20 protein-coding genes are annotated in these 23696 nt (G+C 59.1%); 16 read left to right on the forward strand and 4 right to left on the reverse strand.

Going from position 1 to position 23696, the window contains the following annotated elements:
- Positions 1-93: 93 nt before the first annotated feature.
- Complete coding sequence (gene gmd / locus AB8A50_RS01360; protein WP_315841413.1) at positions 94-1185, reverse strand: GDP-mannose 4,6-dehydratase; 1092 nt, start codon at positions 1183-1185, stop codon at positions 94-96.
- Positions 1186-1402: 217 nt separating this feature from the next.
- Here gmd and rfbG point away from each other — a divergent pair, with 217 nt between their 5' ends.
- The 9 genes from rfbG (at position 1403) to AB8A50_RS01405 (ending at position 10244) form a co-directional block, all read left to right on the forward strand.
- Positions 1403-2548 carry a CDP-glucose 4,6-dehydratase gene (gene rfbG / locus AB8A50_RS01365; RefSeq protein ID WP_439076495.1) on the forward strand — a complete coding sequence of 382 codons (1146 nt, stop codon included), beginning with the start codon at positions 1403-1405 and terminating at the stop codon, positions 2546-2548.
- A complete protein-coding gene (locus AB8A50_RS01370; RefSeq protein ID WP_439076496.1) occupies positions 2545-3477 on the forward strand; it encodes an NAD-dependent epimerase/dehydratase family protein in 933 nt (310 codons plus the stop codon). The genes rfbG and AB8A50_RS01370 overlap by 4 nt, the downstream gene beginning before the upstream one ends.
- Positions 3474-4472 carry a glycosyltransferase family 2 protein gene (locus AB8A50_RS01375; protein ID WP_439076497.1) on the forward strand — a complete coding sequence of 333 codons (999 nt, stop codon included), beginning with the start codon at positions 3474-3476 and terminating at the stop codon, positions 4470-4472. Before AB8A50_RS01370 ends, AB8A50_RS01375 begins: the two co-directional genes overlap by 4 nt.
- Positions 4469-5242 carry a glucose-1-phosphate cytidylyltransferase gene (gene rfbF, locus AB8A50_RS01380; RefSeq protein WP_439076498.1) on the forward strand — a complete coding sequence of 258 codons (774 nt, stop codon included), beginning with the start codon at positions 4469-4471 and terminating at the stop codon, positions 5240-5242. The genes AB8A50_RS01375 and rfbF overlap by 4 nt, the downstream gene beginning before the upstream one ends.
- 9 nt (positions 5243-5251) lie before the next feature.
- Entirely contained in the window at positions 5252-5938 is a 687-nt protein-coding gene (locus AB8A50_RS01385; protein ID WP_439076499.1) for a class I SAM-dependent methyltransferase, read from the forward strand.
- Complete coding sequence (locus AB8A50_RS01390; protein WP_439076500.1) at positions 5938-6360, forward strand: GtrA family protein; 423 nt, start codon at positions 5938-5940, stop codon at positions 6358-6360. The genes AB8A50_RS01385 and AB8A50_RS01390 overlap by 1 nt, the downstream gene beginning before the upstream one ends.
- Positions 6361-6370: 10 nt before the next feature.
- Entirely contained in the window at positions 6371-6991 is a 621-nt protein-coding gene (locus tag AB8A50_RS01395) for a class I SAM-dependent methyltransferase (RefSeq protein WP_315841419.1), read from the forward strand.
- A gap of 116 nt (positions 6992-7107) precedes the next feature.
- Complete coding sequence (locus AB8A50_RS01400) at positions 7108-9162, forward strand: hypothetical protein (protein WP_439076501.1); 2055 nt, start codon at positions 7108-7110, stop codon at positions 9160-9162.
- Positions 9163-9248: 86 nt separating this feature from the next.
- Positions 9249-10244: a GDP-mannose 4,6-dehydratase gene (locus AB8A50_RS01405; protein ID WP_439076502.1), complete on the forward strand. Its 996-nt coding sequence runs from the start codon at positions 9249-9251 to the stop codon at positions 10242-10244.
- Here AB8A50_RS01405 and AB8A50_RS01410 read toward each other — a convergent pair.
- The 3 genes from AB8A50_RS01410 to AB8A50_RS01420 form a co-directional block, all read right to left on the reverse strand.
- Positions 10241-13894, reverse strand: a complete 3654-nt coding sequence (locus AB8A50_RS01410) for a glycosyltransferase (RefSeq protein ID WP_439076503.1) — start codon at positions 13892-13894, stop codon at positions 10241-10243. The genes AB8A50_RS01405 and AB8A50_RS01410 overlap by 4 nt on opposite strands.
- A gap of 127 nt (positions 13895-14021) precedes the next feature.
- On the reverse strand, positions 14022-16070 hold the full coding sequence (locus tag AB8A50_RS01415) for an NAD(+) synthase (RefSeq protein ID WP_439076504.1): 2049 nt from the start codon (positions 16068-16070) through the stop codon (positions 14022-14024).
- Positions 16071-16124: 54 nt separating this feature from the next.
- Entirely contained in the window at positions 16125-16736 is a 612-nt protein-coding gene (locus AB8A50_RS01420; RefSeq protein ID WP_439076505.1) for an NUDIX hydrolase, read from the reverse strand.
- A 243-nt stretch (positions 16737-16979) separates the two neighbouring features.
- On the opposite strand from AB8A50_RS01420, the gene AB8A50_RS01425 reads away from it, so the two are divergent.
- The 7 genes from AB8A50_RS01425 (at position 16980) to AB8A50_RS01455 (ending at position 23677) form a co-directional block, all read left to right on the forward strand.
- A complete protein-coding gene (locus AB8A50_RS01425) occupies positions 16980-18143 on the forward strand; it encodes a DegT/DnrJ/EryC1/StrS family aminotransferase (protein WP_439076506.1) in 1164 nt (387 codons plus the stop codon).
- A gap of 61 nt (positions 18144-18204) precedes the next feature.
- Complete coding sequence (locus AB8A50_RS01430; RefSeq protein WP_439076507.1) at positions 18205-19269, forward strand: dTDP-glucose 4,6-dehydratase; 1065 nt, start codon at positions 18205-18207, stop codon at positions 19267-19269.
- An 85-nt stretch (positions 19270-19354) separates the two neighbouring features.
- Complete coding sequence (locus AB8A50_RS01435; RefSeq protein ID WP_439076508.1) at positions 19355-20431, forward strand: ATP-grasp domain-containing protein; 1077 nt, start codon at positions 19355-19357, stop codon at positions 20429-20431.
- A gap of 3 nt (positions 20432-20434) precedes the next feature.
- A complete protein-coding gene (locus AB8A50_RS01440; RefSeq protein WP_439076509.1) occupies positions 20435-21352 on the forward strand; it encodes an NAD-dependent epimerase/dehydratase family protein in 918 nt (305 codons plus the stop codon).
- Entirely contained in the window at positions 21340-22023 is a 684-nt protein-coding gene (locus AB8A50_RS01445) for a metallophosphoesterase family protein (protein WP_439076510.1), read from the forward strand. The genes AB8A50_RS01440 and AB8A50_RS01445 overlap by 13 nt, the downstream gene beginning before the upstream one ends.
- A gap of 68 nt (positions 22024-22091) precedes the next feature.
- On the forward strand, positions 22092-23042 hold the full coding sequence (locus AB8A50_RS01450; protein WP_439076511.1) for a glycosyltransferase family 2 protein: 951 nt from the start codon (positions 22092-22094) through the stop codon (positions 23040-23042).
- The gene (locus AB8A50_RS01455; RefSeq protein ID WP_439076512.1) at positions 23039-23677 is read left to right on the forward strand and encodes an acetyltransferase; all 639 of its coding nucleotides are present in this window, start codon (positions 23039-23041) and stop codon (positions 23675-23677) included. Before AB8A50_RS01450 ends, AB8A50_RS01455 begins: the two co-directional genes overlap by 4 nt.
- Positions 23678-23696: the final 19 nt, after the last annotated feature.

Raw genomic sequence — 23696 nt, forward strand, 5'->3', positions numbered from 1 at the left:
AAAAGGGAGACGTCTGTTGCAGGGACCGCGCGGGGTCTAGAGCCTCTATGACGATCGAGAGTGCTTCGAGCCATGTACCGAAGCGATCAGCCGTCATTCCCGGCGCGTGAAGTAGCGGAAGCCGTGGGTCTTGATCAGCTCATCACGCTTTGCGAGCTTGAGATCTTCCGTCATCATCTCGGTCACCAGTTCTTCGAAGGTGGTCTTCGGATGCCAACCGAGCTTCTGCTTGGCCTTCGAGGCGTCACCTAGCAGGGTCGCAACTTCGGTCGGGCGGAAGTACCGGGGATCGACGGCAACGATGCATTTGCCGGATGCGGCATCGTAGCCCTTTTCATCAACGCCGGTGCCTTCCCACCGGATCTTGAGATCGATCGCGGCGGCCGCGAGGTCGACGAAATCACGCACCGAATGCTGGACACCGGTCGCGATCACGAAATCTTCCGCGGTCTCCTGCTGTAGCATCAGCCACTGCATTTCGACGTAGTCGCGGGCGTGTCCCCAGTCGCGCTTGGCGTCGAGATTGCCGAGATACAGCCGCTCCTGGTGACCGAGGTGGATGCGCGCGAGTGCACGCGTAATCTTGCGCGTGACGAACGTTTCGCCGCGCAGAGGGGACTCGTGATTGAACAGGATGCCGTTGCAGGCATAGATCCCGTAGGCCTCGCGGTAATTGACCGTGGTCCAGTAGGCATACAGTTTTGCGATTGCATAGGGCGATCGCGGATAGAAGGGGGTGGTCTCCTTTTGAGGAATTTCCTGTACTAGGCCATAGAGTTCCGATGTCGATGCTTGGTAGAAGCGGGTGGTCTTCTCACGCTTCACGATCCTGATAGCTTCGAGCATGCGGAGCGCGCCGAGCGCATCCGAATTGGCGGTGTATTCCGGCTCCTCGAACGACACGGCCACGTGGCTCTGGGCCGCGAGATTGTAAATCTCGTCAGGCTGCACCTCGGCAACAATCCGGACCAATGCAGAGGAATCCGTCAGATCGCCATAATGCAACGTGAGGTCGAAATTCTGCTCGTGCGGGTCGAGATAGAGATGGTCGATCCGATCAGTATTGAAGAGCGAAGCTCGCCGCTTGATGCCGTGCACCGCATAGCCCTTGGCCAGCAGGAGTTCCGCCAGATAGGCGCCATCCTGGCCGGTGATACCGGTAATCAATGCGGTTTTAGAAGACATGGTGCAAGCCGCTCTGCTAAGGGAGATTGGGTCTCAGATTGTTGCGATGGGAGCTGTCGACTGCAACCCCAGTGAATAGTCAATTTGCCAGTCAAATCAACTATTTTGATCGGACCGGCACGCCTTAGCATGGCGATCAAATCCCATGCAATCCCGCTGATTTTTTACCTGTGAGCATATCCGCGGAGCCCATAAGCAGGTAAGCCTTCGCGGTAGATTGTGCGAATTTGAGGGCGGTTGGGCCGGAGCCTGTCCGCGATCCGGAATACCGAGAGAGACGATGTCGTCCCAATTTGAAACTGTGTACAGGAACCGCAAGGTATTGGTCACCGGCCATACCGGATTCAAGGGATCCTGGCTGTCCAGCTGGCTGCATCTGCTCGGTGCCGATGTCTACGGCATGAGCCTCGAACCGGACACGACGCCCAGTCTGTTCAACGCGATAGGCCTTGGCGATCTGATGCGTTCAGAGATCATCGATATCCGCAATGCCCCCGATGTCAGGCAGGCTGTCGAGGCCTGTGCACCGGAAATTGTTTTTCACCTCGCCGCGCAGCCGCTGGTCCGCAAGTCCTACAGCGACCCAATTGAAACATTTGCGACGAATGTCGTTGGCACTGCGGCTGTGCTCGATGCCTGCCGACAATGCAGCTCAGTGAAAGCGGTTGTCTGCGTGACAACCGATAAGGTCTATCTGAATAAGGAAGAAAGTCATCCTTATGTCGAGGGTGACAGGCTGGGCGGGCTCGACCCCTACAGCGCCAGCAAGGCCTGCGCGGAGCTGGTCGCTTATGTGTACCAGCGCAATTTTCATCGCGCTGGTGGCGTGCCTCTGATCGCGACAGCCCGTGGCGGCAATGTTGTCGGGGGCGGGGACTGGTGCTCGGACCGGATCATTCCGGATATCGTGCGTGCGTTGGCCGCGCGGCAACCGCTGAAGCTGCGCAATCCCGCCGCCGTGAGGCCCTGGCAGCATGTTCTCGAGCTGTGCGAAGGCTATTTGGAGCTGGGCGCGCGACTGTTTGCCGATGAGCGCGATATCGCCGACGCCTGGAATATCGGCCCGATGGCTGAAAGCACACTGACCGTCAGCGAACTCGTCAAGCTGGCCTTGACGTTGTGGAAGCTGCCCGAGCATCCGGTGGAAGTGGAGCGCGCGGCGCTGCACGAGGCGCAATTGCTGCGCCTGAATATCGAGAAATCGCTCCAGCGCCTGGACTGGCGACCGCGCCTCTCGGTCAACAAGACGCTGACCTGGACCGTGGACTGGTACAGAGATTACTACGAAGCTCCTGCACGTGCACGCGATATGACATTCGCGCAAATCAAGTCGTTCCAGAACATGATGGCGCCGAACCGTTGACCCATTCCGGCGCAGTTCTGATAACCGGAGCGACCGGCTTCATCGGTCGCCACTTGGCCCGGCATCTTGCGGGGCTGGGCTATGCCGTCAGCTCGCTGCAGCGCTCCGATACTCCCGTCGATGGTGTGAGCGCGACCATCGTAGTGCCGGAATTCCAGCCGTCGGCCATTGCGCATGCCTTGTCCGGCCGGACCTTCGATCTCGTGTTCCATCTGGCTAGCTATGGCGTTAACCCTACCGAGCGCGATGCAGAGGCCATGTTTCGGGTCAATGTCGATGTGACGCGGAGTGTGGTGCAGCAGGCCAAACTCTGCGGGGCGAAGGCTGCGGTCATCAGCGGCAGCGGGGGCGAATACGACCTCGCGGGCGTCACCAGTCCGGTGACGGAGCAGCAGCCTCTCGAAACGTTCAAGCTGTACGGGGCTTCCAAGGCCGCCGCGAGCCTCTGCGCGCTGGCCATGGCGCGAGATCTCGGTTTGCCCCTTGTCGTGGGGCGGCTGTTTGGCGTATTTGGCCCCGGAGAAGCGCCGCACCGGCTGCTGCCTAGTCTGGTGAATAGTCTACAGAACAATGAGCGCGTGCGGCTGTCGGCGGGCCTGCAGCGCCGGGATGCGCTATATGTCGACGATGCAGTTGCGGCCCTGATCGAACTGGCGCTGTGCGTCAAACGAGAGCCGCAGGTCGTCGTCAATATCAGCTCGGGGGATGCGCAGACGGTGCGCGCGTTTGCCGAAATGGTTGCGGACACATTGCAGGCGCCGCGAACCCTGCTTGGTTTCGGCGATATCGACACCAGGCCGGACGACGTTGCCTGTTTTGCAGGTGACCCGCAGCGCCTTTTTGAGCTTACGGGCTGGAAGCCCGCTCACACATTGGCGAGTGGGATACGTGCGGCAATCGACGGTATGACAATTCGAGCGAGAACATGAACGGTACTGCTGAGCAAATAAAACGGCGGCTGATTTCTATCTCGGTACCCGTTCTCAACGAAGAGGGAAATATCGACCAGTTGATCCTGCGTCTGCAGGGCGTTGCCCGCGATAATCCCGCATATGATTTCGAGTTCGTCGTCACCGACAATGCCAGTACCGATGAAACATTTGCGAAGCTCGCCGAACATGCGGTAGCGGAACCTCGGCTTCGCGTGTTCAAGTTCTCGCGTAATTTCGGCTTCCAGCGCTCGATCCTGTTCAATTTGCTGAATACCCGAGGCGATGCCGCCGTTCAGGTCGATGCCGACCTGCAGGATCCGCCCGAACTGATCACGCAGTTTCTCGAGAAGTGGGAGCGCGGTTTCAAGGTCGTTTATGGCATCCGCCGCAAGCGCAAGGAAAATCTCGCGTTGCTGTGGGCGCGTAAGATACACTACCGGCTGCTGCGAATGCTGAGCGAAGTCGAAGTCCCTGTCGATGCGGGCGATTTCCGCCTGATCGATCGTTCGGTCATCGAGCACCTACGCAGCTTCGAGGATCGGTCGCCATATCTTCGCGGAATCATCGCGTCGATCGGCTATGCGCAGGCCGGCATCGTCTATGACCGTGCAGAGCGAACCGTCGGCAAGAGCAAGTTCAATTTCTTCAAGCTGCTGACGCTATCGATCGACGGCGTGTGCAGCCAGTCGACGAAGCCGCTGCAATACATCACGATGTTCGGCTTCGCGGTCTGCGGCATTTCAATCCTGCTGATGGTCGCGTATCTGATTGACTATATCTTCACCAGCGGAACCGATCCGCGCGGCTTTACGACGCTAGTTCTCCTGACCTTGGCTTCCATCGGGCTGAACGCAGCCTTCGTCGGGTTGCTCGGTGAATATATCGGCCGAATATTCAGCACCGTACGCGGCGGTCCCGTTGCAATTGTCTCCGACCGCATCGATTCCTTTGCTATCGAGCATGAAGAGAACATGGAGATTCGATCCAAATGAAGGCCATTATTCTCGCCGGCGGATTGGGCACCAGACTCTCGGAGGAGACCGATCTCCGGCCAAAGCCGTTGGTCGAGATCGGCGGCCGCCCCATTCTCTGGCACATCATGAAAATGTATGATGCAGCCGGCATCAGGGATTTCATCATCTGCGGTGGATATAAGGCCTCGATGATTAAGCGCTACTTCGCGAATTATCGTCTTGAAGAAAACGACATCGAAGTCGATACGCTGACCGGCAGTATTCGCTATCTATCGACTACGGTGCAGGAGCACTGGAAGGTGACAGTGATCGATACGGGTATCGAGACCATGACAGGCGGGCGGCTGCAGAAGGTCTGCCATCTGGTGCAGGGCGGCCCGTTCTGCGTAACCTATGGCGATGGCGTTTCGGACATCGATATCGCTGCGCTGATCGACGCGCACAAGAAGCACGGCAAGCTGGCTACCATCACTGCCGTACCGAGCCCGGGTCGCTTCGGCATTCTGGACATCAATGCAGGTGGCGGCGTTGATGAATTTCTGGAGAAGCCGCATGCGGAGATGGGCTGGATCAACGGAGGCTTCTTCGTTCTGCAGCCGGAAGCGCTCAATTATATCGAGGATGAGACCACGATCTGGGAGCGCAAGCCGCTCGAGAAGCTGGCCAAGGACGGACAACTGGTCGCGTACCGACATTCCGGGTTCTGGAAACCCATGGATACACTGCGCGACAAGCGGGAACTCGAGCAGCTTTGGTCCGAAAATCCTCCATGGAAGAAGTGGTCGTAGGATAACGCCATGAGCGCCCCAGAATTTGATCCCTATAGCAACGACTACAAGTCCCTCGTCAACGACTCGCTGGCGTTTTCGGGGCTGGACGTCGATTACTTTACGCGGGTTAAGGCAGAGTATCTGAAGGACATTCTGCTCAAGACCTTCGGCAAGACAGAGGTCGACGTGCTAGACCTCGGCTGTGGGATCGGAAATTATCACGCACTGCTCCGGCCTTCGCTCCGGTCGCTTGCGGGCATCGACGTCTCGAGCGAAAGCATCAAGATCGCCACGACCAGAAATGCCGATGTAAACTACAAGGCGTTCGATGGCTCGGATATTCCGTTCGCGGAGAACTCGTTCGACGTCGTGTTCGCCGTCTGCGTGTTTCATCATATTCCCGTCGCGGCGCGGGCGGCGCTGATCGAAGACGCCAGGCGCGTGCTGCGCGATGGCGGCATCTTCGTCATCTTCGAGCACAATCCCATTAACCCGCTGACGATGCGCGTGGTCAATCGTTGCGTGTTCGACAAGGACGCCATTCTTCTGAAAAGCGCCGAAGCCGAAGGGTTGCTCGCGAATGGCGGCTTCAAGGATGTCCAGTCGCGCTTCATTCTGACCATCCCGTCATTCAACAAGGTGACGCGTATGCTGGATCAGTCGTTCGGAAGGCTCCCGCTGGGTGCTCAATATTTCTCGATGGGCCACGTCTGATGCTAAAGCCGAGTGCGGCTGATCGTCGCCGTCTTGGCCTGTTGCTTGTGCGGTTTTCGGTTTCCGGTCTGTTCAACGGCATGGTCTATGCTGCCGGATTTCTCGCAGCACTACGGTTTCTGAATTTGCCGAGTTCTGCTGCGTCGTGCGTCGGCTACCTCGCGGGCCTTGCGGCGGGCTTTCTAATGCACAGGAATTTCACGTTTCTGATTGGCGGTTCCTGGAAGCGCCAGATGGTCAAATACGGCGTCGCCCAGGCCGGGGTGATGTCGGTTGTATCCGGGGTCTCCTACATTGCCGCCAATGTCCTGCAATGGCCGACCTATGCGGTCATCGCCTCGGGGATCGTCGTGGCGCCGGTCCTGACGTTCACGCTGTTGAATTACTGGGTCTTTCCACCTAGAACCGACGCGGCTTTCTAAGGACGATGAAGTGGCTGATCTGCGTGACGTTCTGGCGATTCCTCAAATCTATCAAGGCTTTCAGAGGGCCGGTGGCTTCTTTGGCGCGCGCCTGACCGCGATGCAGAGGTATCTGCCCATCGCGGAGGATACTCGGATCGTCGACGTGGGTTGCGGTCCCGGCTACTTGCGGGATTTTCTGCCGAGATCCTCTCAGTATTTCGGCTTCGACACCGACGAGCGCTACATCGCGCGCGCGCGAAAAACGCAGCAGCCGCAGGATCGCTATCGTTGCCAGATCTTCGACGAGGCTGCAGCGGCCGAAGTTACTCCTGTCGATATCATCATGATGAACGGGTTGTTGCACCACCTGACCGACGACGAAGCACGCAATCTTCTGGCGGCGTCCGTCTCCGCGCTGAGCCCGGGCGGCCGAATTTTCACGCTGGACGGATGCTATATTCCCGGACAGACGCTGTTCCGGAAGACGCTGCTAGACTGGGATCGCGGCCAGTATGTCCGCACTGCTGAGCGCTACAAGGCGCTCTTCCCGGGCGCCGCCGTGTCACTATCAGCGTATGTCGATGAAGACCTGTCGCGGATCAGCTACACGTTTCTGAGTATCGTTGCGACTAAACACGGAACGAGTTGAGTTCGGCGACGCCAGTGGCGTGGTGTCGGCGTTCTTTTCGATCGACATTCTCGCGCTGAACGACCGCCGAAACAGGACCTGAAGACGACAAGGTAACTATGACGCGGACCTCCTTCTTGCCATCCTTGCTTCCGCCCTCCGGCGGGTCTCGCGTCATCCTTGCTCTGTTCGCCATTCTTCCGATTGTAGTGGTTCTCACGAACTATGAGGTGCTGGGCAATCGCGTCGCGGATATCGACACCTGGTTCTATTACGGCCACTTCACGTCGCTGGGGCAGTACCGCAATGTCGATGCCTTCATCGGCAACAACTACTACCAGACCCGGCTGCCATACCTCATTCCCGGCTACGTCATCTTCTCGCTGTTCTCCGAGACATGGGCCAAGTTCATTCTGGCCTACCTGAGCTATGCGGTGACGACCGCCAGTTTCTATTATCTCGTCGCTGCGAATTTCGATCGCCAGAAGGCGATGCTGGTCACTGCGCTGTTCGCGACGGATGTTTTCTTCGTTCGCGGCTATGGCTGGAACTATGTCGATATCGGCGTTCTCGCTTATTTCACCATCGGTATGGCCGCGCTGACATGGGCGGGCAAGGAACAGGCGGGGCGTTTCGTCAAACTGGCGCTGGCGGGATTTGCCTTTGCCTGCATGTTGTTCATTCACTTGGGCTCGACCATCCTCGCTGCGCCTGCATTGGCCTATGTCTGGTATCGCATACCGGAGGCACGCACACGCCGGGGCATGAACTGGACCATTGCCGGGATCGTGGTCGGCGCCGTCATTGCGCAGTTGCTGTTCGGCATTCTGAACAAGGCCATCTGGGGCAGCCGCTTCTTCTTCCTCGTTGAGCAACTGGCGGTCGGCAAGATCGAGTTGAAGACGAATCCGAGCTGGGAATCCCCGTTTGCGCTGCTGCGGAACGGTCCCTGGGTCACCGTCCACTTTGGCATCTGGCTCGCATCCGTAGCGGCGCTGATCCTCAGCCTGCTCGGCCGGGTGCGCTTCGAACGTCCGGCCATCGTCTGGCTGTCGTCTGTTGTCGTCCTCTATGCGGCGCTGTTTGCGGTCGATGCGGCAGGCTTTTCGAACTTCACCATGCGTGAAGGTTTGCGCATGACCTTCTTCCTCACAACGTCATATTTCTGTCTGCCGTTTCTCATCGGGGCGACGCTACCGCGGTGGGCTACCAGTTCCGTGGTTGCGATCTGCGTCCTTGCGCTAGCAGCCAATCTGCGCCTGCATCTCGATGAGCATCTCGTCGATGGACGCATTTTGGCGGCGGTGATCGCGCTGGCCCTCAGTCTGGGTTTCTATGTGCGGCGGGCAGCGATCATGGCTGCCGCGCTAGTTGTCGTCATTGTCGCGCGTTTCTTCGTTGTGTGGCCGTTCGCACAGAACGAGACGATCTATCAGGCCCATGCGCTCATTCAGTCGCTGGCCGGAGATGACCTTCCGCGGTTCATTACGTCGGACAAGGATCCGCTCTATGGGTCTATTCTTGCCTGTGTGATCAGCACCTTCACCGAGCGGGCATGGTGGATGCACGGACAGAATTTTCCGGAGCTTCCGCCGCAGGCGATGTGGAACAAGAGCAAGGTGTTTCTGCTTAGCTCGACCATCAAGGATCCCAATGAGGCCGCGCGATTGCTTGGGCCGAATGTGGACAAGATCGAGCCTATCGCGTCGTTCCGTCTGGGCGCATCGAGTAGTACATTTTATGTGTCGCAGTTCGAGATAACGAACCGGATCGGCTTTCCCGCCGCTTTCGCAAAGTTTCAGGGACATAGTTCCGCGATCCCTGCAACGGCGCTTCCTTCGACGATCGAGGGAGATTCGATCCGCGGTGAAGGCCGCCTGGCGGACGGCAAGTCGAAGGCGGGCTATCTCACCTTCGGGCCCTATGCATCACTGTCGCGCGGAAAATACAGGTTTGTCTTCAAATACGGTCCGAGCTCCGGTCAGCAGGAATGGGACGTGGTGGTGCTGGATGCCGGCAAGGGCATGCGTACATTGGCGAAAGGCACGTTTGCCCCAACCGACAAGGTCGGGCAGGAGGTGACGGTCGACATCGATCTTCCCAGTGACGTGATCAATCTCGAGACCCGGACGCACTTTGCGGGTAACGGTACGCTGGGCGTTTCCGCCATCGGCATCATTCCGCTAGACTGACGAGACAACGCAGGTCCTCCAGGTCCTGCGGCGAACAACTATGAAACGCTGAAAATGTTGAACCCGGATTTCGATCGGAACGACCGTTGAGCAAGACAGCTTTGGTGACCGGTGCGTCCGGACAGGACGGCAGCTATTTGATCGAGCTGTTGCTTGAGCGTGGCTATCACGTGCACGCACAGTCACGCGATCCGGCCGCAGCTGTCGAAACCGGACCGGCGATCACCTGGCACTCCGGCGACATCGCTGACGGCGAATTTCTGAAGCGATTGATCGGCGAGACCTCGCCCGATGAGATCTACAATCTTGCAGCGATCACGCGCCCGGGATTGTCGTGGCAGTACCCGGAGCAGACGGCAGTTCTGAACGCTCTGGTGCCGCAGCGCATTTGCGACCTGCTGGCTCAGGCAGGTTCGTCATGCCGGCTATTTCAAGCCTCGACGTCTGAAATGTTCGATGGCGAACATGGGCAAGCCCAGAGCGAAGCCACGCCGTTCAATCCGCAGTCGCCCTATGGAATATCGAAGGCGTTCGCGCATCGGACCGTCGGTGCATTTCGTAAACAGCGAGGTTTGCACGCGTCATGCGGCATTCTGTTTAATCACGAAAGCCCGCGTCGCGGGCTCAGTTTTGTGTCGCAGAAAATTGCCCATGCGGTGGCGGCTATCTCGTTGGGAATGCGGGAGACTCGTGAGCTGGATGAACGCGAGCGGCCGATCGTTGCCGAAGGCAAGCTGCATCTCGGCAATATCCATGTTCGCAGGGATTTCGGTTTCGCTGGCGATGTCGTGGTGGCGATGCATCTGATCGTTACCAGCAGCCAGCCCGACGACTACATCATCGGCACGGGCGAGAGTCGCTCGATCGCGCAATTCTGCGAGCAGGCGTTTTGTCATGTCGGCCTCAACTGGGAGGACCACGTGGTCGTCGATCAGGCGCTGGAGCGCAACGTCGACACACCCTTTACCCAGGCCGACGCGTCAAAGCTGACTGCGCGGCTTGGATGGAAACCGAAAGTCAGTTTCGACGCGCTGGTCGACATGATGGTGAATGAGCGGATCCGTATCCTGCGGAGCGGCTAGGACCGGTCTTTGGCGCGGCTCGCATGGAGCCCGCGCAGCATGCCGTTCAAGCGGCTCGCCAGAACCTGCCAGTTGCGCTGCGCTAGCCATGTGGCCGCATTGGTTTGCATCTCTTTCCTCGCATCGTGATCGCCCAGCAATTGCGCGATGCCGCGGTCGACGGCGTGCTGCTCAAATCCATCGAACCTGACGACTGCGGTCCCCAGCTCGTCGAAGATGGCCGCGGGCGTGACAGCAACGGGAGTGCCGCTGGCCAGCGCAATGCGCACGGCGCCGCTGGCGGATTCCGGGCTCTCATCATAGGGGAGGATCAACAGGTCGCACTCTGTGAGCTGGGCAAGGCTGCTGTTGTCGGTCTGGAAATCAGTCTTCCACTCGATCAGTTCAAACACGCCAAGTGTTTTTGCCAGCGCCTTGCAGCGCGCGATTTCGTCTGTGGATGTCGCCGATTCATACTCGGCGTTGACGAGCCGCAGCCGAATGTTCGGCCATTTCTGCCTGAGGTTGACCAAAGCGTGGATGAGTTTCGATAGCCCCTTGCCGGGCAGGAAGAAGCCATAAGAGCCGATGACCGGTGCGCTGCTTCCAGTCAGTTGGCGAGCTTCGGAAGCATTGAAACGCTCCGGTGCGCCATGCGGGAAGTATGTGACGTTGCCGATCAGGCCCCAATCCTTGAGGCGATTGAGGTCTGCGATTTGGTGAACGAGAACGCGCGTCGAGCGGCGAAGCGCCGCGATGATCGAGTTTCGTTCGTCTTCAGGGAGCTTTGCGAGGGTCGGGACAGAGTGCAGCACGACGACCGTGACCCGCGTGGCAAGGCGTGTGTCCCGGAGCAGCTTTGCGAGGTCCTGCCAGGATATCAGGCCGGGCTGGTGCTGAATGACAAGAACCTCAGGATCGCTGACTGACACGCTGCGCGCCAGACGATCCATGACGCCGCTCTCTTCGAGCATGGTCCATGCGGGAACGATCTGCGGTCTGGTGGCACCGTCTTTGGCTGGTGTCCGGTCGTCGCTCAGGATCGTGAGCCTGATCGCGTCCGGAGCGGTCTTCTCAATCATTCTGTCGAGCAGGAAGCGCGAATACTCGGCCACGCCGCATTTCACGTCCCAGGTCGATATCCAGCCGACGCGCAGTGCTTTGGCGGATGTGGAGATGACGTCAATGGCGCCGTCCACCAGACGTTCGACCCACGGCGCCCGCGCCAATGAGCGTTCGATATCGCTAGCCGCGCGCCGAGCCTTCAGCCTCGATGCACTGTTGCTGTCGAGACGCTCCTGGTGGATTTCACGGAAGGCGGCTGTGAGGTCGTCGAGGTTCGGCTCGACCCACAAGGATGAATTGTCGGCGACGTGGCTTGCCGAGCGCGCGAAATGGAATGCCACGAAGCGGCAATTGTCCGATGACGTGAAGTCCGCGTGGCCGCCATAGCCGGTGACAATCAACGGCATGCCTGCCGCCATGGCTTCCGCGGCCGGAAGGTTGAAGCCTTCGCCGCGGGTCGGCAGCACCATGGCGTCGGCTTCGCGAAACAGCGCGAGCATCTGATCGTCGTCGAAGTCCTGTTCGATCACGGTGATATCCGCGATCTCCGGATCTTCCCGTCTCAGTTTGGCGACCTGTTCGGCGATGTCGTTATGAGGATTGGAGAAGGTCTTGATGACCAGCCGCACCGTGTCTTCCCGGCGAAAAGCTTTCGCATAGGCGGCGATGAGGACATCTGCGCCCTTTCGGGGAAAGCAGGACGACACGTGCAAGAAGGTGAACGGCCGTTCGGCAGGCGTTGCGGATCGCTCAAGGCCGATCTTGCGATAGCCGCTCAGGTCGGGCGAATAGCCCACATCGAGGATCGGACGCCAGACGCCGGAGTCGATCAGCGACTTCGTGACGAATGTGGTTGGAGCCAGGATGGCCTCGAAGTCCTCATTGAGCGCCTGCACGATGGCTGGCGGCAGCAGGGACTCTTCCCAGAACAGCATCGCAAACTTGTGCCCGGGCACGTCCGGCACGTGAATGGGGTAATGCTGGCTGATGACGATCTGCGGTTCTGTTGGCGGCTCGTCGCGTGACGCCAGCGATGCGATGATGTTGGCCTGCGCCGCCGATCCCCCGCCGAAGTCGGCGACGGGGCCGTTCTCCCAGGGGATGACGCGCTGGTGGCCCGGACGTTCAGCTTCCATCGTCGTCGCCATGGACCGATTCACGGCGGCGAGGCTGTAGGCGCCTTGTACATGGCCGACGAATGTTGTGTGCAGATTGCGGAATATCCCACGCCTCGTATCGGGGTCGAGCGGTAGTCTCGCGCCGGCTGCTGCCAGTGCGCGCAGCAGCGCCGGGACATGACGGTCAAGCTCATATCGACTAATGAAGGCGAGCTGGCGTGCGACGACCCGGTCCCGAAAGTCCTGATCTGTTGCGAGTTGCATCAAAGCGTCCGCCACCGCATTGGCAGAACGTTTGGTCAAAGAGATGGCTGCATCCGCGATCGTATAGGCGATCGCGGAACAGGGCCATGCAATGACCGGCAGGCTGTGCGCCATGGCCTCGATCAGCGGAACCCCGAAGCCCTCGTGGTAGCTCAGGGATACATAGGCATGGGCCGTATTGAACCAGCGATGCAGTTCCTCATCGGAGACGCCGCCTGTCAGGATGACGCGCTCATCCAGATGATGATGCGCGGCGCGGCGGCGAATTTCGGCGGGGTAGGCGTCCTCTATCGAGTCGAAGCGTCCGACGATGACAAGGCGCGATGGCCGAGCATATCGTCGTGCGAATTCGGCGAAGGCGTCGACGAGATCGGCCTGTCCCTTTGACTTCGTCACCCGCCCGACGAACAGCACCGTAAACGGATCGGCTTCCGTCACGTCCGGTTTGGCAGGAGGCTGCCCGGCGTCACGCGGCCGCAACGTGTCGAGATTGAACAGAAGCGAACTGACCGCGGGGCTCTCGTAACCGCAGCGCTGCAGCTCCAGCATGTTGAACTCGCTGTCCGCAAGCGCAGCCAGCATATGTGGACGCATCTCGACCAGTTGCCGTCGGCCTAGTTCGGAATAGGGGATCATCCATGGCGCATCGCCGAGAAACTCTGGCGGCGTCACGTTGTGATACATCAGGATCTTGCGGGCATCGAGCGACAGGATGAAGTCGAGAATGCCATGACCCATCGAGTGATGGACAATCAGAACGTAGTCGTCGTGATTGGGCAGGTCGTCCGCCAGAAAAAGCACGTCGGACAATCTCGGGTCGCGGTGCTCGACGAAGATTTCGCTCTCATAGCCGAGACCACGCAGAAGGCGCTGAACCAGAAAGAGCGAGTTCGTCACCGCGTCGCCGACGGCGGATCCGGAATGAAACTGATGCACCGCGCGGATCTGCGTGCGGCCGCCGACATACGGGACGGCTGCCTGCAATGCGCCCGCGGATTTGACCCGCGGATTGATCGGCACCGGCTGCTTCATCAGCCCGGCGCGAACCAGCGACTTGACTGTCAGGAAACGTGCAAGGCGCGCGCCGCGCTCTGCTGTAGTGCCGCGCCCTGATGCCTTGTTAAGTCGCTGGACAAGGCCGAGCGGAATGCCGGCGCTGATCAGCGCAGCGCCGTAGCGTCGCCGGGCAAGATTCTGAAAGATGGGTGGGACGCGTCCGAACAACTGCAGATCTCTCAAAGAGCCTTGTCAAAATGTCTTTTGAAGCGGCCAGCCGGACACCGTTTTGGTAGCCATTTGATACCACTGCCGCAATGACGAAGCCAATGCAAGCAGGCCTGACTAGACGTCGTCAGGCCTCATCCGGAACATTTGCGTCGAGTTCCGCAGTCCAGATCCTGGCCGAGGAATCGCTGGGTGCGCGCCAGTCGCCGCGCGGCGATAGTGAGCCGCCTGATGCGACCTTGGGGCCGTTCGGAATGGCCGAGCGTTTGAACTGGCTGATCTGAAAGAATCGATACAGAAACGTCCGCAGCCACTTCTTGACGACCGTCAATTCGAATGAGTGCTTGTCCTGCTCCAGCATGCCGGGCGGCCACTCGCCCGCCTTCGCATCGCGCCATGCGTTCCAGGACAGGAAGGCGACCTTGCTCGGCCGGAAGCCAAATCGTGTGATGTAGTAGAGGTTGAAGTCCTGCAGGGCATACGGGCCCACAATCTGTTCGGTGCTTTGCGCAGGACGGTCACCGTCACCGGGAACCAGCTCGGGCGAAATCTCGGTGGCAAGGATCGACCGCAGGATGGTCGATGCGCTGTCGCCGAATTCCCGGCGGTCGCCGACCCAACGGATCAGATGCTGGATCAGTGTTTTTGGGACTGACGCATTGACGTTGTAGTGCGACATGTGATCGCCGACGCCATAGGTGCACCAGCCGAGCGCCAGTTCGGACAAGTCGCCGGTGCCGACGACGATGCCATTGTGAAAGTTGGCGAGGCGGAACAGTAAGGAGGTGCGGGCGCCGGCCTGAACGTTCTCGAACGTCACGTCATAGTCAGGCAATCCCTTGGAATTTGGATGTGCGATGTCACTCAGCATCTGTCGTGACGCCGGCGTGATATCGATTTCCTCGGCGCTCACACCCATGGCGCTCATTAGGGCATGCGCGTTGGTCTTGGTGTGCTTGGACGTCGCGAAGCCCGGTAATGTGTAGCAGAGGATATTCTGACGTGGCAGGTTCAGACGATCGAACGCCCTGGCGGCGACAATGAGAGCGTGGGTCGAGTCCAGTCCGCCGGAAATTCCGAGGACGACCTTGGTCATTCCGGTCGCGCGCAGGCGCGTGACCAGACCGTGGACCTGGATGTTGAAAGCCTCGTAGCAGCTTTCATCCAGCAGCTTGGCGTCGTCCGGCACGAACGGAAACCGGTTGATGGCTCGGTTCAGGCAGACGCGGTCCTCCACGGGAGGCGCAAGTGCGAATTCGATTTTCCGGAAGGCTGTCACCTTGTCGGACTGTGAGTCCGCACAATCGCCCCACGATCCGACACGCATGCGTTCCTGACGCAGCCGCTCAAGATCGATATCCGCGGTGATGAGTTGGGACTCCTGCGGGAAGCGCTCGGCTTCCGCGAGCTGCTCGCCAAGCTCGAACACGGCTGCCTGTCCATCCCACGCCAGATCGGTGGTGGATTCGCCGGGGCCTGATGCGGAGTACAGATAGGCGGCAATGCACCGCGCGGACTGTGAACGGCACAGCATCCGGCGGTTGTCGGCTTTGCCGACGGTGATGTTGGACGCCGAGAGATTGGCTAGAACGGTCGCCCCGGCGAGCGCGCCGAAAGTCGACGGCGGGACAGCGGTCCAGACATCCTCGCAGATTTCCACATGGATAGCGAAGTCGGGCATGTCCTTCGCGGAGAAGATCAGGTCAGTGCCGAACGGCGTATCCTGCCCCGCGAATTGTACGACGCGCGACCCTTGCAGCCATCCCGCGGCAAAGTGACGTTTTTCGTAAAATTCGCGATAGTTCGGCAGATAGGATTTTGGGACGATGCCCAGCAGCTTGCCGCGATGAATGATGTAAGCGCAGTTGAACAGGCGACCCTGAACAGGAAAGGGCGCTCCGACGATCAGCACAGGCATCAGATCGCGGCTCTGCTCGATGATGCCGTTGATCTCGCGCGCGGACGCTTCAAGCAGGGCATCCTGATGAAACAGATCCTCGTTCGTGTAGGCGGAGATGCCAAGTTCCGGGAACAGGGCGAGGGCGCATGACATGGTATGGGCTTCGCGGGCCAGCCGCATCGTCTCGGCCGCATTGGCGGCAGGCTCGGCAACCTTGACCTGCGGAATGCAGACCGCGACGCGTGCGAAGCCATGATTGTAGATATTATCGAACATCGGTGGGCCTTATGCTGGGCAGGCGTCGTGCCACGGGGGCATCGCAGCTTGTATCTAAATCATCATCCAGGGCGGTTCGCTAATTCCATGCTGCTCGCATATGGCGGGTAGCTCGGGATTGCCCGCGGCCAGATAGAGCAGGCCCAGATTGCCCGGAATTGCGAGCTGTCCCTCGTTCGCCAGCCGACGCAATTCGGGGCCGGCCACGAACATCGCCTCGACGCCGGGCTCGGTCTGGTGAAAGTCGCCGCGGACCAGTGCCGCAAAGCCGTAGACGCGGTTGGTCATCCGGCCGACGTCGGCAAAGCAGTCGAGCAGGCTCACCGTGTGCAGAACGGTGAGACCGGTCTCTTCCTCAACCTCGCGGCGGGCGGTCTCGCAGGCCGGCTCGTCGCCGTCCCGCAGCCCGCCGGGGAATTCGAGGGTCCAGCAATCGACGATCGGGCGATATTGCCGGACCAGTACAACCGAGCCGTTTTCATGCAGGCACAGCACCTGGACGTAATCGGCCTGACCGATCGCGTGATAGGTCACGGGTTCGGTGCCGCCGGGCATGATGGCCGAAACCGACTCGAGATTGACCCAGGGCGAAATCGGGGTCCTGCTGCGCTCCACGGTTCGCGGCTTGGAGGTCGCGTGATCGTTCGGCAAAGCTAACCCTTTCATAATCTGAGTTCCCGAAGGAGCGGGCCCGAGCGGTCCTGCTAGGACGCATTTGTGAGACCGGGGATGTCATATCCGGTTCAGCCCGACAATCAAACCGGCTTATGAGCTTGGGGGCCACAAGCGGATGATGAATCTAGGGATTTCCAGTTAATGGCACGGATTTTGGTGGCCTCGGCCTTCGACTCCCGCGGGAATTGCTGTATGAGAGCGGCAGAAAACATGGTGGCGGGGAGACCCTTCTGGATGAACGTACCTTTCTATCGGCATGACCTGGCGGCCGCCGACGCCGGCGCCGTCGCGAGCGTTCTGCAAACCCCTTTTCTGACCTCGGGAAATGTCGGTCGTGCCGTCGAGGATCAGCTTTGCGGGTATTTCGGCACCAAGCATGCCTTGCTCGTCAATAGCTGGACGAATGGTGCCGTTGCCACCCTGCTGGCACTCGATATCGGTCCCGGCGACGAAGTCATCGTGCCTGCCCAGACGTTCATTGCGACCGCCAATGTGGCCGAGCTGATCGGCGCGAAGGCCGTGTTCGTCGATGTCGACGCCGCGACCCTGCTGATGAATCCAGACAGCGTTCGCGCAGCGATCACGCCGCGTACCCGCGCGATCATCCCGGTGCACCTGTATGGACAGATGGTCGATATAGCCGCGCTGCAGGACGCGCTGGAAGACCGACCCGATATCACCATTATCGAAGATGCCGCGCACTGCTTCGAGGGCGAATTGAATGGTGAGAAGCCTGGCAAGCGCTCGAGCTGCGCGATCTTCTCGTTCTATGCCACCAAGAATGTCACCTGCGGCGAGGGCGGTGCGCTGGTGACCAATGATACGGCGCTGTACGAGCGGCTGCTGCAGACCCGGATGCACGGCATGTCGGCGGGCGCGATCGACCGCTTCAAGCTCGGTGGCTACCGGCACTGGGACATGAAGCAGATGGGAATGAAGGCCAATCTTCCGGATTTGCTCGCCTGCCTGCTCCCGGCGCAGATCGATACGATCGATCAGCGACTGCCGCGGCGTGACGACCTGTTTGCCGTTTACGAGCGCGCTTTCGCGGATGCGCCGATCCGGCTGCCGTCGACCATCGGTAATTCGCGGCATGCCCGCCATCTGTTCGTCATCCACGTGCCGCCATCCATCAGGGACGACGCCATCCAGGTTCTGGGCGAGCACGGCATCGGCGTGACGGTGAACTATCGCGCGGTTCCCACAGTGACCTATTATCGCGAAAAATACGGCTTTGCGCCGAACGCCTATCCTGTCAGTGAGACATGGGGCGCTGGCGCGATCAGCCTGCCACTGTTTCCGTCCCTGACGAAGGATGAGCAGACGCACGTCGTTGAGACCGTGCTCAATCAGATCGTGCCGATGATCGAGCGAGAGCAGTCGGCTGCCTCGCGCTGATCGTCAACGCTGTATTCAGGCGGCGGCTGGCTGACGTTCGCTGAGATTTTTGGAGAGTAAAATGGCTGGGGGTATTGAGTTGCAGAAGTCGCGCAAGACCGTGCTGGTGACGGGTGGTGCAGGATTCATTGGGTCCGCATTCGTCCGATACCTGTATGATCGCTATCCGGAGTATCGGATCATCGTGGTCGATGCACTGACCTATGCCGGTTCGATCGAGAACCTGCCGGCTGACGTCAATGTGGCCGACAATGACCGCTTTGCCTTTTGGTACGGCAATGTCTGCAACGCAGAACTGATGGACACGCTGGTTGGACAATCCGATATCATCGTCCATTTCGCGGCGGAAACACACGTCACGCGATCGATCTACGACAATCTGCTGTTTTTCCAGACCGACGTGATCGGCACGCAGACGATCATGAATGCGGTGCTGAAGCACTCGAAGCGGATCGAGCGCGTCATTCATATTTCCACCTCGGAGGTCTATGGCACGGCTGAACTCCCGTCGATCGACGAGAACCATCCGTTGAATCCGATGAGCCCCTATGCGAGCGCCAAATGCGGTGCCGATCGTCTGGTCTACTCATATTGGGCGACATACAAATTGCCCGCCGTCATCGTGCGCCCGTTCAACAATTACGGCCCGCGGCAGCATCTCGAAAAGGCGATCCCGCGCTTCATCACCAACACGCTGACCAAGTCGCCGCTTACCGTCCATGGCGACGGTTCCGCCGCGCGCGACTTCGTTTACATGGATGACACGGCCAGTGCGATCGATGTGCTGATGCATGCCCCGGTGTCGCAGGTGGCCGGCGAGGTCTTCAACGTCGCGAGCGGTGTCGATCGCGGAATGGGTGATATCGCGGCCCAGATTGTTCGCAAGATGGGCGGAGATCCCGGGTTGATCGTGAATATCGGCGATCGTCCTGGCCAGGTGTCCAGGCACACTGGCGATGGCAGCAAGATCGCCAAGATGTTCGGCTGGAAGCCGTCGGTTGATTGGGACGCCGGACTTGAGCGGACGATCGACTGGTTTCGGAACAACGTGTCCTGGTGGGAAAAGCAGAAGTGGATGCGGGAGATCCCTATCAAGACGTCCTCCGGCGAGATCATGATGCATTAACCGGGATGACGGACGTCGTCCGTCGTCATCCTGACGTATCAGGCAAGTTTGCAGCGCCCTAGTCGCCTTACGAGATTCCGAAGCAATGACACACAGGCTCAATGTCTTGATCACGGGTGTGGGCGGCCGGGGTGTCGGCTATCAACTGCTGCACGCAATGAGCCTGACACAGGGCAGATATCGCATCGTCTGCGTGGATGCCGTGTCGTTTTCTTACGGCCTGTATCTCGTCGACAGCCGATACATCGTCCCGCTTGCATCGTCGCCTGACTATATCCCGACGCTGATCGACATCATTAAGCGCGAGTCGATCGACGTTCTGTTGCCCGGTACCGAGGCTGAATTGATCAAGATCTCCGGTGCGCGAGACGAGATCGAGAAGACGGGTTGCCGCCCGATCATTGGTTCCCGCAGCGTGATCGATCTGGCCTTCGACAAGGCCAAGCTCTACCGATGGCTCGATGAGCAGGGGATCGGCGTTCCGCGCTCGGGTACGGTCGGCAACTGGAGAGCTCTGGTCGAAGAGGTTGGTTTTCCGGTTGTCGCCAAGCCGTCGGGGAATTCCGGCGGCTCGCGAAATGTTGCCATTCTCGCCGATGTGGCAGAGGTCGAGGACTACATCGCGAATTTTCCTGGTGATCGGGACACGATCATCGTTCAGGAATATGTCGGCGACGCCGAGAGTGAGTATACGGTCGGAGTGATCATCGCTTCTGAGGGCAGCATCATCGATTCGATCGTCATGCGACGGAATCTGATCGGCCTGACCCTCGGCGTCAGCCGCTCTATCGGCGGCAAGAACTACGCTCTGTCGACGGGCTATTCGCAGGGATTTATCGTCGAGGACAAGGAAATCCAGGAGTTCTGCGAGGCGTTGTCCCGTCGAATGGAAATCGTGGGGCCAGCAAACTTTCAGCTGCGGCGCCATAAGGGCACGATAAAAATATTTGAGGTGCATCCCCGTTTTTCAGGGACGGCAGCAGTGAGGGCCGAAGCAGGTCTGAACGAGCCGGATATCATCATCCGCAATCAGGTGTTTGGTGAGCATTTCGGTCGCCAACCGTACCAGACGAATGTTGCAGCGATCCGTGCACTTCATACAATTCTCGTGCCCATGCAGGATCTAGCGAACGTTCCAACAGTCGATCGTCAAAAGGCCTGATCGATGCGCTGCCTGGTTACAGGAGCAACCGGATTCATTGGACGCCAGCTGGTCTGTAAACTCGTGCAGTCAGGGCACGATGTCTTGTGCCTCACCCGAAAGCCAGTTCGCCCCAAGCATGAATCGATCGACGTAGTTGTCGGAGATCTGCTCGATCCTCATCTGGCGGACACGCTGATACGCCAGCCAGGCCAGATCGATGCTGTTTTCCACGCGGGTGGCATACTCCCGTTTGTGGAAACAAGTGATCCCGGTCTTTTCCTAGAAGCCAATGGGACGGCGACCTTGCGCCTGCTGGATCGTAGCCAGCGAGCGGGGGTCAATCGGTTCGTTTATTTTTCGAGCATATCGGTCATTGGGGAGCCTCGGTTTTTGCCGATCGGCGAGAGCCATCCGACGATCCCGACGGATCCCTATTCCTTGAGCAAGCTGGCAGGAGAGCTTGCCTGCGGCATCTACCAGAATGGTCCGATGTCGGTCGCGTCTTTCAGGGTAACGTCGCCCTACGGGCCGGGCATGCGAGGGCACACCGTACTGCCTCGTTTGGTCGAGAAGGCGCTCACATTGTCCAGTCCGGGATGGTATGGCCCCGGTATGCGGTCGCAGGACTTCGTGCATGTCGATGACGTCGTTTCCGCGTCCATGCTTGCATTGAGGACCGACATTCGCGGGGTTTTCAATGTTGCTTCCGGCCGGCCGATCTCGATGCGGAGTCTTGCGGAGAGCATTGCATCCATGGTCCCGGGCGCGAGGGCTAGTCAGATTGGCGATCTGGACCCCCAGGAGACGCGACGTTGGGAGATCGATATTTCCGCGGCGCGGAGGATTGGCTTCTCGCCACAGGTTGCCCTTGGGGATGGTCTAAAAGACTACATCCGTGCAATCCAGGATCGGCGTGAGCCGATGCGATGGTGGCATTGATGCGGATCGGGTTGATTGGCGACCTCCACGCGAACCTGCCGGCATTGCAGGCTGTGCTTGCTGTCATGGGCAACGTCGATCAGATCGTCTGCGTGGGAGATCTGGTTGGTTACTATGCCGAGCCGAACGAGGTTTGCTCGCTGATCCGCGACATCGGCGCAGTCTGCATCCGGGGCAACCACGATGCCTATGTGACGGGGGCGTTGGTGCCAAATACCGATCGACGCGAGGACTATCGGACGGACTGGACGCGGGAGACCCTGTCAGAGGCCAATTTTCGTTGGCTTGAGGCGCTTCCCACAGAGCTCTGCCTGTCCGTGGATGGGCTCACGATCAGAACGCGGCATGCCAGCCCTTGGGACGAAGAAACCTATCTCTATCCCGACGCAAAGGCGACGGGTGACGTCAAGTTAGACCGTGATGAGTTCCTCGTGGTCGGGCATACGCATCGGCCCATGGTGGTGCAGGCAGGTGAGGGGTTGCTCATCAATCCGGGATCGGTTGGCCAGCCGCGAGACTACAACCCTGATGCGTCTTTTGCTATCCTTGACGCACAAGCAAGGTGCATCGTGCACCGCAGGGTACGATACGACGTGGATGCCTACCAACGCAGGTTGAAACAGCTTGGCTGGGGCGAGGGGCCGCGGCTGATGTTGAGCCGTTTGCGCTGAACGTCGCACAGAAACATGAAAACACATCGGGGCTTGGGTAACTCTGCCTGATGTAAATGAGAGTAGTCATGACGTCCGTCAGCGAATTATCGCCTCCCAAACTGTCAATTGTTACGGCGGTTTATTTCGAGGAAGAGTGTATTCCCGAGTTCATCAGCCAGGTTCGCCAGAACCTGGAAAAGGAGGGCTTGAGCTATGAGATTGTCTTCGTTGACGATGGAAGTCGCGACCGAACGGCTGACGTCATCGAACAACATGCATCGATCGACTCCCGCATCAAGCTGGTGCAGCTGTCCCGCAACAAGGGCAAGGAAGTCGCTCTCACCGCGGGCATCGAACATGCGCGCGGCGATTGCATCATGTTCATGGATCCCGATCTTCAGGACCCTCCGGAAGCGATGGGAACGTTCGTCCGGAAGCTGGACGAAGGCTACGATCTTGTCTTCGGCGTTCGCGAGCAACGGGCAGATACGTTCCTCAACGCACTATTCTCGAAATTGTTCTGGCTAGTGCTGAACAATCTCACCGGCCTCGACATCCCGAAGAATCTTGCGGTGATGCGGGTGTTCAACCGGAAGTTCTCCGAATCATTTCTCCGTTATCCGGAGCGGATACGCTTCATCGAGGGCGTGTTCATGCATATCGGGATGCGCCGCGCGGTTATTACAATCCCGCACCGTCCGCGTTTCGCCGGGCATTCCAAATTCAATATGACCCGCAAGATGAGACTGGCTTTTAATGCCATTCTGGCTTTCAGCGATCGACCTCTGAAAATGACCGTCGTTCTCGGTCTAGCGATGTGTGTGCTGTCCGGCGGATATGCCTTTCACGCCGCGATCCAGAAGCTGGTCTTTGATATCGGCTTGTCCGGATGGACCTCGATGATCGTGGCGATCGTTTTCTTTGGTGGAATCCAGACGATAATCCTGGGCATTGTCGGCCTTTATGTCGGACGGATTTACACGGAGGTGAAGGCGCGCCCGCTATATGTGGTCCTGCGAAAGCTGAACGTGCAATGAGCAGACGAATTGCGATCATTGGCGCTGGTGTTCTTGGGCGAACCCTGCTGGCTCACATCGCGGATTTTTCCGATCTGCGGGCCATCGGTTTTTTTGATGACTCCATCACATCTAACGTCGATGGCCTGCCGACGCTCGGTCGTCTAGACGCGATTTCGAGCCGCTATGCAGCGGGTGATTTTGATGCGGTGGTCATGGGCATCGGCTACAATCATCTGCAGTTTCGTGCGTCGCTCTTTGCAAGCCTTGGCGAAGCCAGCGTACCTTTCGCGACATTGATCCATCCCTCGGCCTATGTGCACGCGACCGCGTCAATTGGTTCGGGGGCGGTATTGTTTCCGCGATGCATCGTCGATGCTAAATCATCGGTTGGAAGCAACAGCTTGTTGAATACGGGTTGCATCATCGCGCATGATACATCCGTCGGGGACGGATGTTTTCTGGGCCCCGGCGTGACGATTGCCGGTTTTGTAACGACCGGATCCAACTGCTTCATCGGTACAGGTACCGTCATCAAGGACAATATCACTCTGTCACAGGGAGCCAGGACGGGGGCAGGCGCCGTAGTGGTCAGCGATGTCGCAGCCCATACGCTCGTTGTGGGCGTTCCGGCGCGTCCTGTGACTACGCGATAGGCAAAACTTCAAAGTTATC

The organism is Tardiphaga sp. 841_E9_N1_2 (assembly GCF_051811065.1).
GTDB classification, from domain to species: domain Bacteria; phylum Pseudomonadota; class Alphaproteobacteria; order Rhizobiales; family Xanthobacteraceae; genus Tardiphaga; species Tardiphaga robiniae.

Excerpts from the sequence above, each read along its gene's own strand:
- gmd (WP_315841413.1), bottom strand. The coding sequence starts at position 1,185 with ATGTCTTCTAAAACCGCATTGATTACCGGTATCACCGGCCAGGATGGC.
- AB8A50_RS01375 (WP_439076497.1), top strand. The coding sequence starts at position 3,474 with ATGAACGGTACTGCTGAGCAAATAAAACGGCGGCTGATTTCTATCTCG.
- rfbF (WP_439076498.1), top strand. The coding sequence starts at position 4,469 with ATGAAGGCCATTATTCTCGCCGGCGGATTGGGCACCAGACTCTCGGAG.
- AB8A50_RS01385 (WP_439076499.1), top strand. The coding sequence starts at position 5,252 with ATGAGCGCCCCAGAATTTGATCCCTATAGCAACGACTACAAGTCCCTC.
- AB8A50_RS01390 (WP_439076500.1), top strand. The coding sequence starts at position 5,938 with ATGCTAAAGCCGAGTGCGGCTGATCGTCGCCGTCTTGGCCTGTTGCTT.
- AB8A50_RS01415 (WP_439076504.1), bottom strand. The coding sequence starts at position 16,070 with ATGTTCGATAATATCTACAATCATGGCTTCGCACGCGTCGCGGTCTGC.
- AB8A50_RS01420 (WP_439076505.1), bottom strand. The coding sequence starts at position 16,736 with ATGAAAGGGTTAGCTTTGCCGAACGATCACGCGACCTCCAAGCCGCGA.
- AB8A50_RS01425 (WP_439076506.1), top strand. The coding sequence starts at position 16,980 with ATGAACGTACCTTTCTATCGGCATGACCTGGCGGCCGCCGACGCCGGC.
- AB8A50_RS01430 (WP_439076507.1), top strand. The coding sequence starts at position 18,205 with ATGGCTGGGGGTATTGAGTTGCAGAAGTCGCGCAAGACCGTGCTGGTG.
- AB8A50_RS01435 (WP_439076508.1), top strand. The coding sequence starts at position 19,355 with ATGACACACAGGCTCAATGTCTTGATCACGGGTGTGGGCGGCCGGGGT.
- AB8A50_RS01440 (WP_439076509.1), top strand. The coding sequence starts at position 20,435 with ATGCGCTGCCTGGTTACAGGAGCAACCGGATTCATTGGACGCCAGCTG.
- AB8A50_RS01445 (WP_439076510.1), top strand. The coding sequence starts at position 21,340 with ATGGTGGCATTGATGCGGATCGGGTTGATTGGCGACCTCCACGCGAAC.
- AB8A50_RS01450 (WP_439076511.1), top strand. The coding sequence starts at position 22,092 with ATGACGTCCGTCAGCGAATTATCGCCTCCCAAACTGTCAATTGTTACG.
- AB8A50_RS01455 (WP_439076512.1), top strand. The coding sequence starts at position 23,039 with ATGAGCAGACGAATTGCGATCATTGGCGCTGGTGTTCTTGGGCGAACC.